Genomic DNA, 13,362 nt, shown 5'->3' on the forward strand with positions numbered 1-13,362 from the left:
GAATACCCCCTATTCAAATTATCAGATGATCAATTATCTGAGCCATTCGAACCTCAGCAGAATCGAGATGCCTCGGTCGGATTATCGCCGATACTTTGCTGGTCGGGACTGGAACCAGATTGATTTGGATCAGCAGCTGGTATTCTCTGGCGACAAGGCCTATCTGGCCTTGTACTAGCGGCTTGCTGTCTGTTCAGATACGTGAACTGGTTTCGAGCCAGGATGATGCGTTTGCGCTCCTCGGCTGCCATGATGTCCAGGATGATGCCGGCCACGATGAGCAGCAGGCCCGCAATGACGAGCATTACGGATCCGATAAGCGTGGGGAAGCGTAGAACCACGCCGGTTTTCCAATAGTCGATCATGACGCTCAGAGTCAACAGCAGCCCAACCATGGATATCAACAGTCCGGAAATGCCGAAGAATGGCAAAGGCCTGTACTCGCGTATCATGCGAAAGATGGTTGACATGACTTTGATCCCGTCACCGAAGGTATCCAGTTTGCTCACCGATCCATTTGGGCGGTCGCGGTACTGGATGGGGATTTCGCAGATGCGCAGGTTGTTGTCCAGGCTGTGAATGGTCATTTCGGTTTCTACCTCGAAGCCCGAGGAGGTTACGGGGCAGGTTTTAGCAAAGGCAAAGGATACGGCTCTGAAACCGGTCATGACATCCGTCAGATGGGCTCCGAAAAGCAAGTTGATTGAAGACCTGACCAGTCGATTGCCAAGGCCATGCAAGGGCCGTTTGTTCTCTTGAAAATAGGTGGAGCTGAGACGATCACCTGAGGCCATGTCATATCCTTGGAGGATTTTGGAGACAAGCTCTGGCGCCGCTTCGGCCGGGTAGGTGTCGTCCCCGTCAACCAGCACATAGACATCCGCATCAACCTCCTCGAACATGGCTTTGATGACATTGCCCTTGCCTTGCCGAGGTTCTTGGCAGACGATGGCGTTTCGTTGCCTGGCTATGGAAACCGTTGCATCCGTGGAGTTATTGTCGAAGACATACAGGTCGGCCGTAGGTAAAGCGTTACGGAAATCGTCGATCACCTTACCTATAGTTATCTCCTCGTTGTAACAGGGAATAAGTACGGCCACGCGTGCTTCCTTGTTCTTCCTTATTGCTTCCACATGGCACAAGTTTACCAATCAGCGCAACAATGAATCAGGGTCATATTCGGCGGCTTCCTCGTGGTGTTGCAAGGTAGGCGGGAGGATAAGCTTGGATTATTGACGTATCCATCAAAATGCAAAGGGAATCATGGTCGGACTTCACAGTATTGATTCGAATCGAATTAGGCCGATCGCGCATGGCAAGAACCGTGACGTGTTGCTGCAAGGCAGAGCAATGGAAGGGTGCTTCTTCCCTCTGCTACTGGGAGTGCTTTTCTCTCTGTCTTCAGATGCAGGAACCTATGGTGCCATTCAATGGGGTCAGGCGCATCTGTATCTGAATATTGTGCTCTTTGGAATACTCTTTTGGGTCTTATTCGCTAGAATGTTCCGATTCTGCTTTCTTGATAGGATCGGTTCTTCTTCGGATGACCGAGCCAAAAAGCAAAAAAACAGTTTGATACGACGACTGTACTTCAATCATATTGAATCGCCTAGAGGCGTGCTCTGCGATGGCATACGGATTCTCATCTGCTGGCTTCCGTATCTGATTCTTCTATATCCGGGTTCGCTTTTTTGGGACACTGGTGATCAGCTGGCCCAATACTACGGGATTGCGGCTTTCAGCCAGGCCCCTGGCATTATATCTGACCGTCATCCCTTTTTTGATACTTTTCTTTACGGATGGTTCTCCGATCTTGGTCGGTTCCTGACAGGCAGTCCGAATTTCGGTTTTTCCTTGTGTGTCATAATTCAGGTCATACTTTTTGCGCTCTGTATCGCCTGGCTGCTGGCCTATATGTTCACAAGGCCGATGAGAAAAAGACTCATTGCCCTTTGCACAGCCTTCTTCTGCCTTTTTCCTCCGGTCCCCATGATGGCTATGATGATTTGCAAGGATACGACTCATGCCCTGTTTTTCCTGCCTTGGGCCATCCTGTTTGTAAAGCTGGTTGATGGCCGACTGGAACCCTTGAAGAACCCCCGTTTTCTCAGCGCTTTCATTGTTCTGACTGTTTTAAGCTCGCTGACAAAGAAGATGGGCCTTTACATAATTGTGGTGAGTCTGCTCTTGCTGGTTCTCGGCTATTTCCGGAGGAAAATGAAGATTTTGGCCGCTTGCTTGGTAGCATCGACTTTGCTGGTTGTCAACACGCTAATACCTGCATGTCTCTTTCCTGTGCTGCGTGTGGTACCGGGGGAGAAGGTTGCAGCGATAGTCATGCCTGTACAGGTGTTGTCCAGGACGGCTCATGATCATTCAACAGCAATCGCCGATTCCCAGAAAAAAGCAGTAGATGAGATGATGCCTTTTGGCTGGGAGGGAATGGCAGCAAAGTATGCACCTTATATATCCGATCCGGTTACCGGCTATGGGGCGAACGGTCCTAAAGGGTCTTTGCCTGGTTTTGCGCGTTTGTGGGTGAACTTAGGACTTCATCATCCCTTGTCGTACCTAAATGGCTTCTTCTGTTTAGAGGGTGGCTGGACAAGTTTTGTCGGGCCACAATCCATCAAGGCCCCAAAACCCCCGTATAGGCAAGATCCCATGGTGATGCACGTGTACACATGGACCATGACGAATCCCGATACATACGGGCGGTTGCAAAAGGATCCGGAGCCCAATGGGCGCCAACGGCTGGCCGATGAAACATACCAGACTCTGACAACCATACCGGTGCTGAATGTCTGCTTCTACGTGGCTATCTGGTCATCGGTCGTACCCTTCTTCATTCTGTACGCTGTTTGGCGAAGACGCGGCAGGGAACGCTTGATGGTATTGGCTATGCGGTTGGCACCCTATTTCGTTTCAGTGCTGAGCCTGTTCGCATACCCCATATCGTTTTCCGTCCCAGGACGAATGGATCCCACGAGGTATGTGTTTCATGCAGTGCTGACGGCTCCCCTAGCCCTGGGGGCTCTGTATTCAGCCAATAAAAAGATGTCTGAAGAAGGGGATTTTGCTGCCGACCCAGCTTATAAAGGCAGCAATCAAAACAATAGCGGTCACCAGTGCAAGATTGATGAGCATGGGCGCTTTGTAGAATAAATGGAAGTGCAGGCCCAGATCACGAGTTACCAATATCAGCATCAGATGCAGATAATAGATGCCAAGCGTATTAGATCCAATACAGGTGACGATTGGATTTAGGCCTGACGAGACGGTTCTGACCTGTATGAATAATTGGAATAGAGTGATGGTCAGGATCAAGGTTAAAACATTCTGGTAACCAGACTCCACATAGAAAGATATGCTCTTTGCTCGAGCCTGGAACCGTTGCAGGGCGAAAATCAAACCCCAGGCCAATAGGGCCACGAGAGAAAGGCAGATGTTTTTCGTCCTCGCACTTGAGAAGTGACGAGACAGCCAGGCTGCTATATCATGCCCGTAGCCTCCGGCAATGAAATATACCAATGCGTAACCATAGCCTCCTAGTATGTTGTATTGGCTGAGTGAGGCAAGCACTTGCGGAACCTGATGCCCGCTATAGCCTGCCAGTATGTCTTTGGCATTGTCTCCTAGCGTTACACCGAATATCAGGGCACTAAGCACAATTGTGACGTAGCCCAGATATCGTTTCCCGTTCGGGTCATCGTAGACAGTCTTCAGTATGGGGAAAACAATATAAATGGCCAGCAGTGCATTGATGAACCAGAAGTAACCCAGAGGAACCATGTCATAAGATCCGCCCAGAAGATACTGGGGAACCGATTTCCAATCTATACTTTTGTGCATCAGGGCACTGACTATCGGCAAGCTGATGATCTTCCATGTCAGCAGGATGAATACCATCCTAAGGATTTTATGAAGATGCTTGTCTGCCGAAAATCGCGAGTTCATCAGAAGATACCCATTGACTGCAAAGAACAAGGGCACTCCGACGACTGAGAAAGTTGAGGCAAGGTTGTTCAGTGTGGTGTCGCCGACAAAACCTGTGTAAAAAATATAATGTATAAAAATAACTAGAAATATTGCCAGCGATTTTGCCAGATCAAGGCCAGCGATCCGATTTTTAGGGATTCTTTGTCTCATTGCATGTTCAGGAGGAGCAGCTCTTTGCTGATCATTCATCTGCAGCCTCTTTCGTGTGAGAATCCCTGAATTGAATCATGTGCATTCGCTTGCGCGAACCGGCTCTAACCTCTATTCCACACTCGATTCTGAAAAGTCGGCAGAAGCTATAACTAATCGTCCTAACCAGTGATACCGACTTTACTCCCCTTGGAACTGTGGCCCATATGGTCATTGGGTGATGTTTGCCTTTTCACGTCATGATCAGTCTATACATAAAAGCAATCGGGGCGATTTCCAGGGCGTTCCTCAAGGGCTCTACTATCACGCTGTTGGAGAACTGATGAGTGTTCTTGCCTACCGGTAAGGAATACGATTCCAGCTTGGTAAAACTAGACTTTGTGGCATGATGACTGTAAGGAATTCAAGTTCTTAGCGATCCGAAAGTGTTTATATTTATAGCGGTAGCCGAAGTGAGGTGGAATTTATGCCTACAGGCATGTCTTTCAAGGAGAAGCGCAACAGACTGAGGCGTCTGGGTACCCGATGCAGTCTGGCCCTGGCGCCTGGCCGTCCACGAATCATTGCCTCTATGACCTCGTACCCAGCCCGCATCGAGACTGTTCACCTGGCCATAAAATCACTGCTTGCACAAAAGACCCTGCCTGATTTGATCATTCTTTGGTTGTGCCGATCTGATTTTCCAGGTGGAGAACGTGACCTGCCTTCCAGCTTGAGAGACCTGCTCTGGATGGATGTCCAGGTGCGTTGGGTCAATGACGATTTGAAACCACACAAGAAATATTATTGGGCCCTGCGCGAATTTCCGAACGATTTGGTTGTCACAGTTGATGATGATTTAATCTACAGAAACACCATGATTGGGGATCTTCTAGCGACCCACCGCCGCTATCCGCAAACCATAGTGGCTTCCCGCACCCATCTCATCACTTTTAACAGCGACGGCAGTCGTAAAAAATATGAGGATTGGATTTACGAGGCGCCGCATTATCATCCCCGTCTAGTGGGTGTGCCATCCATGCGTCTTTTTGCCACTACCGGCGCCGGCACGCTTTTCCCTCCACACTTGATGCCTGACTCTACCTTCGCCAAGAACTTGATCATGTCTCTATGCCCCACCACAGATGACGTGTGGTTGAAAATCATGCAAGTAGGAGCTCATCGGCCTATTCCGGTAGTTGCTTCCACAGATAATCAACTTCTTCAATATTTGCCCGGTACTCAAGAAGAGGCTCTCTGCCACGTCAATACTGAGAGCGGAGGCAACGATAAGGTTTTCAGTCGGATACTCGGCTATCTAAACGCAAATGGATACCAGCTGGATTTCGACAAGGCTGTCCGAGACGATAACTTGAATAAGTTATTGTAATTCTGTTTCGACTGGTTGATGTGTCACGTCAATAAATACTAACTTAAATAAGGCAACGCATTTTTGAAGCAGAGGTTGAAACACGGTTCTATATGACAATGATTGGTGGTATTATGCTAGACTAGGTGTCTTAGAAAGGAGCAAGGTCGCAAAATCCAATCAGTTAATTAACAGAGTTATAGATGCTGATTAAAGCAATGATGAGTCAGATTCTATGACATTCAAGCTTGCCAACTACTCATGTAGGAGTATAGTCTTGTTGCGGAAGGGGCCGGTAGGTTCTTTCACGATAATAGAAACTGATATATGGCACAACTTATACATTGAAGGAGAGTAAGTTGTCAAAAGTTAAAAAATCCCTACCGTTGAAGCTGGGAGCCGGTCTGATCTGCGGCGCAACACTGATTGCATGCGTTGGTGCTTTGACTGTGCCTGCACAGGCAGCGGAACCAAAGTGCAAAGACGACAACACACTCGAGCAGTGTGTGCCAAATAGTGATCTTCGTGAAGCTATTAAAACGGGTTTGAATACAGTTGCAGTAGGCACTGGTGATGATAGCTCCTTAATGAAGGATATTAAGGACAAATCCATAAGTGTATCTGTTGATGGTAAGACAAATCTTGAATTAGCGGGTTTGAAAACTTTCACTAATACTAAGTCCCTCAGCTTGACAAACGATGGACTTCGCGATCTGACTGAGTTGTCAGGGCTAAATGAGTTGGAGAACTTGGATCTATCAGGGAATCCAATCGTTTATGGCCTCTCACAGCTAGGACAGAAAAATAAATTAAAGACTCTTGCGGTCAACGGGAATGGAAGACAATTCATCGATGGTTTGTCACCTGTAGGCTCGTTCAAGAATTTAACGTCACTGTCTCTAAAGGGTCAGAAACTCACTGATATTTCTGCTCTTAGTAGTTTGGATAAGTTGACAACGCTTGACCTGACGAACAATAAGATTTCAGATGTCAGTCCGTTGAGTAATCTCACTGCTCTAACAGCGCTCACTCTTGACGAAAACAACATCAAAGACATAACTCCTCTTCTTGGTATCGTGTCATTGAGTACTCACGGGTTGAGTGCTGATGATCAGAATATTACGGTGAAGCCTGATCATGAATTCGACAAAAAAGCTGATTGGGTTCTCGATGGTCTGAAGGTTGGCCCGGTCTACGCGGCTATTACGGGCACAAGTGAAAATGGTGTAGTTGGGCCAAATAGCAATAAAGTCACATGGTCTGCGCCAGCCAAATACGATAGTGTATGGTTTAATTTCAACACAGCCGTATCAACCCAAAATAACGTGACGCTCGGTCATTATTCTGGTACAGTTAAGCAAAGTAGAAGTGTAATTCAGCGGCTGTCTGGTAATGATCGATACGACACGATGGGTGAGATTGTCGAAGAAGCTTATCCTGGCAACTCAGGTCACGACACGGTGATCGTAGCTTCTGGAGATAATTTCCCCGATGCACTTGCATCTTCCGGTCTTTCTGGCTTAGCAGATGCTCCTGTAATTTTGACTAATTCGTACAGACTTTCTGCCCGAGCAGACGGACAGATTTCCCGCTTGAACCCTGGAAAGGTTGTGGTCATTGGAGGGAAATCAGCGGTTTCTGATGGTGTTATAAACCAAATTGAAAAGCGGGTTGCTCCAAATGCAAAGATCGTCCGTATCTCAGGCGCTACCCGTAGGGATACAGCTAATGAGATCTTTGCTCAGGCAAAGAAGCAAGTAGTCGCCACAAATTGGACTGGTGATACTGCGATTATAGCTACTGGTGAAAATTTCGCTGATGCACTGTCAATCTCTGCTTATGCACAGAAGAACAAATATCCTGTATTCCTGAGTGGCAACAATGGTCTCGATGCAAGCACCATTAAGGATATTAAAGGATACGGTTTCACCAATATTGTAATTGCTGGAGGATCTGCCGCTGTGCCCAACAGCGTAATTGGTCAACTGAAGAGTGCTGGAGTCTCTGAATCTAACATTGTTCGTCTGGGTGGTGCTACGCGTTATCAGACTTCGCTTCACATTGCAAAGTATGCTGCAGCCAACGGTAACTTGCAACCAACGACTCCAGTATTTGCAACAGGTGAAAACTTCCCTGATGCACTTGCTGGCGGTGTGCTAGCTGGAGTAAAGGATGCGCCGCTTGTCTTGGTAAGCCCGGATACTTCCGTTAATCATGACGCACTCAACTGGATCAATTCCACTAGGACGTTCAACAACACTGCTTATGTACTTGGAGGTACTGATGCAGTAAGCGCGACGGTTTCAGGTGACATTTCCTCTGTGTTGAATCAGGAGTGATCGTTTAGATTATCTTAGTTTGACGCAGAAATAGTTCATATTGGTGGCTTCTGAATTGTAATGTACTCAGGAGTCACCAATACTTATTAAGACCAGTAATTCGATACGTTTTGTTCGATATGAATTCCGGCTTAGAGCCGCGAATTATGTTAGCAGACTTGTCTATGTTGATACAGTTGAATAGATAGTCGCACAGGAGTTAATGTTGTCTGTTTATCCAGTTTAGTAGATTATTTACTTCACACCAATTATGATAGAAAACAATCCCAAATTTAGCGAATCATTTCTACTTTAGAATAAGTAGTAAATAGAATGAATTAATGAGAAGCAAACATCCCATATTAGGCAACAATCTGATTAGAGCAAATGTCGGTATCAAAAAAAACGTCAAGGGGAAAAACACAAAAGATAAGGCCACTATAGCTGTACCTTGTAATAAACAATCAATTCAAATTTGTGGATTATCATCTTCTTGTTTTGGTCTTTTGCTTGCCCTTCTGATTGTTGTAAATTGGTTTCCCAAAACTTGGAGTATGTGGAATTCGCCTATCCAGGCTATTGATGCGCCTTCACACTACTACTTCATTCGTAAGCTTATGCAGAACGGCTTCTCAGTCATGTGGGGGCTTAACCCTAATGACAGTTTCTACCCACCCCTGTTTCATTGTTTGGTCTATATATTGATTTGTGTGTCGAATTGGTTGGGGATTCAGATCAATATTTTTACTGGAGTGAATTTGATATGGCTTGTTACATCAGGCCTTCTTTTCCCCATGGGTATGCTGCTATGGTGCTCTTATTTTTATTCAGATTCAGCTAAGAGATGTCGGATCATCCTTAATATTGCAGTACCAGTGCTGTCCGTGGTATCGGTGGCTCATCCCTACTGGATGCTGAACGCAGGTCCACTCATCGCTTATGGACTTGCTACGTCGTTTTTACCTTTTTTGATGTATTCCAGTCTTAAGTTGATGGATTCACTCGTTATGCGGAGCGAAAGCACGATTACTCACATACTCCGTTGGTCTCTACTGACAATTGTTCTCGTCTTACTGATGTTATTAGCTCATCCTCGAGTGGCGTTTACCTATTTGGTTTTCATAGCCCCTTTTATCCTGGTGAAAATGTCCAAAAGAGACATTCTCTGCTTCCTTCTATGCATATTCCTCGGAGCAGGGTTTTTCTTAACTTATGTCTCTTACCGTGATCACGGCAAGGCTTACCTGCATCCTTCGTCATGGTTCCATACTTTTCGGCCGACAAGGAGTCTCGGCGATGCAGTGAAAACAGTTTTAACTGACGCTGTTCCTGGCCTTTCGGGCATCTTCATGGCAACTTTGGTCTGTATTTGTTTTATTGCAGTCCTGCTGCTTTGCGGGGAGCGTTTTCGTGATGCACTTGCTGTTGACGGAGCATTTCTTCTTACTGCTCTGATCTTCATTTCCAGTTCTGCGCTTACTGGACCATTGGCCAACGTGATCACTGCTGTATGGTATCGTGGGGAGACACGGCCCTTGACCATGATACCTTTGGCGGTCGTTCCCTTGCTGGCCTTTGGTTTGCGTTGCCTTCTTGAGCCTAGTCATGACAGAAGCTTGAAGACCCATGTTGTATTCCGACCTGTGTCATCCCAGGTTGAACTCACGCCTGTCAGTGTGATCGCAGCGTTGCTTTTAGTTGTAGTCTTAGTATTCTGTTCGAGTTTTGAACCAGCAAAAAAACAATTGTCGGCCATTGTCGCTGGTAGCACGGATATCGAAGCACAAACTCCAGGGGAACAATTAAGCCATGATAAATACCATGTCTTGAAGAAGGTGCATAACTTAGTGGAGGACAATGCTGTAGTTGTGTCTGACCCATTGAATGGCTCCATGTATGGAATGGCTCTCTACGGAATGGATATGCTGTATCCGGTATACAATCCCATGGATACGAAAAATGGCCAGGTGTTCGGAGGAGTGGAGCGTGCATTCGCTTCAGGTGATTCCGAACGCCTGCTGCATACAGTGTGCCCAGTCGTGACCAGTTATAAAGCAAAGAGCAAGCCTGAAGAGAGAAGCAACAAGTACTTTTTGACTATGGGTCCACAATCTCCAAGCCTGCGTATGTTTACGTATAAGGAGCAGTACTATCCCTTCCATGATGACCGTTTGATTAATAAATATGAACAACGGGGAACGCTGGCAAAAATCAGTGCCTTTGATTCTCAAATCGAGCCGGGGAGTCAATGGGATCTGTATCGATTCGCATGCAGATGAACAATCTATGCGTCTTATATTTTAGGGCTTGAAGGGAAACTGTCAGGTAACTGCATTGCGCTAAATTTGATTACAGTGTTTTACTACACGATTGCCGAAAGAAATCTGACGCTACCGACCTTCTTAGTAGAATGACCGGCAACGTCTGATGATGCTACTGCCGACCTTCCACAGCTCTGGCTACCGTTTTCAAGATCTCGCGGCGTGCACTGCCGATAGGGGCGATAGGGTCTACCAACCTGCGGAGTCCGTTGTTTTCAGCAATCGCTCGTTCATGCTTTGCCACATGTACCTGGTTATGGGAGTCAGACAGGTGTTGTATCAGGCTCTCGTAGAAGGGCGTCAGCCTGGCGTAGGACCAATACACGTCAGCCAGATCACAACTGGCATCATTCCAAGGTTTTATGAATCCAGCATAGTGAATAATTCTTGGCTGTTTACGGGACTGGAGATAGCCGTAGTAGGCGTTGGCTGGCGCATGGCTGAATATGCGCTCCAACCTGGCGTCACAGTCATGTATCACGTTCCATGACCAATCCAGATAAGTCACTCGGCCCTGGCATTGGGCGTTGAGAACATCCTGGTCGTTGTATATAAACCTGGGATTTGAAGATAGCCGCAGCCATTCCGGCAGGGAATGCAGCTTTCGTAGCTCAGCAGTATTCAGCAAAAGTACGCCTGCCTGGAAGTAGGAATAAGGGTCCCGCATGCCTAATACCTGCCTGCTGTAGCGCAGCCGCTTGCCGTCCTTGTTGTTTAGGTTGCCTAGGTAATCGATGTCGTGGATAGCCGCTAAGAGATCAGTGCCCAAGTCTGTATTGTAGAGTTTTGCAATATCGTCGTTCACTACCAAATCTGAATCCAGATACAAAACCTTGTCGTAAAAAGGCAGGACAGTCTGGATGATAAATCGGTAATATGTCTCGATGCTAATATGTTGATTGGAGGTTGCCAGGTTGCAGCCGGCAATTTCACGTTCCACATTCACGAAGCGCAAGGTGATGTTGGGGGAAGACACAAGAAAATTCCTTATGACAGCCTTATGCTGCTTGCTCATATCCCTTTCCAGAACGACAATATCGTAGTGATACTTGTCTGATGCGTTTGATAGGAGCGAGTATATGGCTGTAGTCAGCATGGGGACATAGGCGTCGTTGGCCGCGAAGACTACCGGAATGATCTCTTTTGCATTCTCGGCAAGTTCAAGAGGCCTGCAGATCGTCTGCTGTTCGGGATGGGTAAAATGAACGCATTGCAGCTCTTTGATACGCAATGTGGGCTTGATATGACGCTGGTGGATAAGCCAGATGTTGAAAAGCCGCTCGGCCAGATGACCTGGCGTACGCAGACCCTCCTGGCTGTATGAGGACATGTCGGTGCTCTGCTCGAATTCGGCAAGTATGGGGAACAGCCATTGGCAGTATGCAAAGAAGAGATCCTTGCGCATAATAAACATATTGCAGAAGCAGGAAGAATGTCCATGCAGATACTGTTTGACATCATCGCTATAGTCGGGATGCGACTTGATGACAATGGCGCATGCCCTTTGCAGATCCTTCAGGTACAGATCCGATGCGGCCCTGTACAGAGCTAGCGGGCTGCCCCAATTGTCGATAGTTGTGCGAAGGTCCTTGATACCGGCGGTGATAACGTCATAGCCTTTGACGGTTGCGGAGATAGTTGCATCGTCCAGGCCATATCGTTGAATGGCAGCATCGTCGATATAGTCGTCCATGACTTCTCCGTAAGAATTCTCCCTATGGTTGACCTCAGAGAAATCGAAGTATCGACGATAATGACAGAATCCGTAGTAATCGGCATCTACGTTTTTCCATGCCCAATACTGCGTGGTGAGTTCGCAGTATCTGGGGTTCTTTTCTGAGATATTGCTGCCGTCATCATCATGGAGGGTATTCTTCATCCTTGCCTTTTTAAGGCCAGGGCCTACCTGCACGGGTTGCAGGATCTCAGACTTTGGGATGTCGACCTTTTTGTGTGTTGTCACAAAAATCCTGATGCGCTGTCGATTATAGGCATCAAGTGTTTGTCGGGTCTTGAGATCACTCAGATGTTCATTGGCCTTGCTGCGCATGCTTTGATAGCGTTCAAGTTGCTGGGGGGGAGCAGAGTTCACAAACATCCTATCTGCTATGACTTTCCATCTCCACAGAGGGTCTGTGTCCTTAATGGTGGATTTTTGATGAAGAAGGCCATATGCTCTATCTCGAATAAAGCGGTAGATCTCCCTACCGGTGATGGCGGGGCCGAAAATATCGCTCATATCGTGGGCGGCCTCTACCTTATGCTCATCATCGATGCGCAGCAACCAGTCATTGGCAAGTATCTCCGTGCCCTTATGCTCGAATCCCAGGGCGCATTTCTGCAATATGGCCGAGTGTGGGTCGTCGGCGAAATCATAAGCAGCTGCGAAGTTCGATTGGAATTCCCGGCAATATCGTGCATACAGTTTGGGGGAAATCTGACCGGTGCCGCTGATCCCACGGCCATAGTAATAGCGGTATCCTCTGCATTCCTTGATAGGCTGATAAGACTGCGCAAGCGCCGATGTAACAAAACACTCATACCCATCCTGGGAGCGACCTAGGCGATTATCGGTCATGGCGGCAAAGGCTTTCTTGAGTAGGGCCGTTTTGTAGAGCCGCTGGGTGAACCGCCAGTCCACCTGTTGTCCGCGGTCTTCATCAAAAATGTCACGAATGATATCGAGACCCTGGCTTGGCTTGGTAGGCTTGTTATTAAAGTTTTCAAAATCCTGCCGCTCGCTGTCCAGAGTGCCGTTCGCTGCCATCACAGTGATGCCAAAATGCATGATGTCAGCAGGGTGAAGGTCTATGGCCTCTGACAGCTCGCTGAGCATGAAAGGCGCCAGGGCGTCGTCGCCGTCCAGGAAAAAGGTGAACTCCCCTTTGGCTTCCTGCACACCAGTGCGTCTTGTCAAATGGGTGCCCATGTTGCTGGGGTGCTCCACCAATCGAATTCTCTCGTCTTTGCCAGCTGCTTCCGCTGCAATGGCCGATGTGTTGTCCGTGCTTGCGTCATTGATGACCAGAGCCTCGAAGTCCTCATAATCTTGTGAGCTGATGCTGTTAAGGCATTCCGGAAGGTACCTTCCCACGTTGTAGGCGGGAATTACGACTGAGATCTTTGGCATGTAGCTGGCATCTCCTTGTATAGCTAATCGAGGGCGACGAAGTCTCTACGTATTTTACCTGGTTGCCGCAATATGCAGGAACATAGCCATTGAATA

Annotated in this window: 6 protein-coding genes and 1 pseudogene; 4 read left to right on the top strand and 3 right to left on the bottom strand. The window is 47.5% G+C overall.

Features of this window, described 5'->3' with window-relative positions; genetic code table 11:
• Positions 1-53: 53 nt before the first annotated feature.
• Positions 54-1,124 (bottom strand): glycosyltransferase family 2 protein, encoded by a 1,071-nt coding sequence (locus tag J3U06_RS06560; RefSeq protein WP_416378946.1) that lies wholly within the window; start codon positions 1,122-1,124, stop codon positions 54-56.
• Between the two features lie 376 nt (positions 1,125-1,500).
• On the opposite strand from J3U06_RS06560, the pseudogene J3U06_RS06565 reads away from it, so the two are divergent.
• A pseudogene (locus tag J3U06_RS06565) lies at positions 1,501-2,898 on the top strand (DUF6020 family protein); the annotation flags it as partial.
• Between the two features lie 144 nt (positions 2,899-3,042).
• Here J3U06_RS06565 and J3U06_RS06570 read toward each other — a convergent pair.
• The gene (locus tag J3U06_RS06570; RefSeq protein ID WP_267444686.1) at positions 3,043-4,188 is read right to left on the bottom strand and encodes an acyltransferase; all 1,146 of its coding nucleotides are present in this window, start codon (positions 4,186-4,188) and stop codon (positions 3,043-3,045) included.
• 427 nt (positions 4,189-4,615) lie between these two features.
• Between J3U06_RS06570 and J3U06_RS06575 the strand changes: the two genes are divergently transcribed.
• The 3 genes from J3U06_RS06575 (at position 4,616) to J3U06_RS06585 (ending at position 10,094) form a co-directional block, all read left to right on the top strand.
• Positions 4,616-5,518, top strand: a complete 903-nt coding sequence (locus J3U06_RS06575; RefSeq protein ID WP_267444687.1) for a glycosyltransferase family 2 protein — start codon at positions 4,616-4,618, stop codon at positions 5,516-5,518.
• Between the two features lie 338 nt (positions 5,519-5,856).
• Positions 5,857-7,836, top strand: a complete 1,980-nt coding sequence (locus tag J3U06_RS06580; RefSeq protein WP_267444688.1) for a cell wall-binding repeat-containing protein — start codon at positions 5,857-5,859, stop codon at positions 7,834-7,836.
• 320 nt (positions 7,837-8,156) lie between these two features.
• On the top strand, positions 8,157-10,094 hold the full coding sequence (locus J3U06_RS06585) for a DUF6541 family protein (RefSeq protein ID WP_267444689.1): 1,938 nt from the start codon (positions 8,157-8,159) through the stop codon (positions 10,092-10,094).
• A 154-nt stretch (positions 10,095-10,248) separates the two neighbouring features.
• Here the strand turns inward: J3U06_RS06585 and J3U06_RS06590 are convergent, their stop codons facing one another.
• Positions 10,249-13,266: a DUF4422 domain-containing protein gene (locus J3U06_RS06590; RefSeq protein WP_267444690.1), complete on the bottom strand. Its 3,018-nt coding sequence runs from the start codon at positions 13,264-13,266 to the stop codon at positions 10,249-10,251.
• Positions 13,267-13,362 lie beyond the last annotated feature (96 nt).

It is taken from the genome of Bifidobacterium sp. B4142 (assembly GCF_026537325.1).
Lineage (GTDB): Bacteria > Actinomycetota > Actinomycetes > Actinomycetales > Bifidobacteriaceae > Bombiscardovia.

Excerpts from the sequence above, each read along its gene's own strand:
- J3U06_RS06570 (WP_267444686.1), bottom strand. The coding sequence starts at position 4,188 with ATGAATGATCAGCAAAGAGCTGCTCCTCCTGAACATGCAATGAGACAA.
- J3U06_RS06575 (WP_267444687.1), top strand. The coding sequence starts at position 4,616 with ATGCCTACAGGCATGTCTTTCAAGGAGAAGCGCAACAGACTGAGGCGT.
- J3U06_RS06585 (WP_267444689.1), top strand. The coding sequence starts at position 8,157 with ATGAGAAGCAAACATCCCATATTAGGCAACAATCTGATTAGAGCAAAT.
- J3U06_RS06590 (WP_267444690.1), bottom strand. The coding sequence starts at position 13,266 with ATGCCAAAGATCTCAGTCGTAATTCCCGCCTACAACGTGGGAAGGTAC.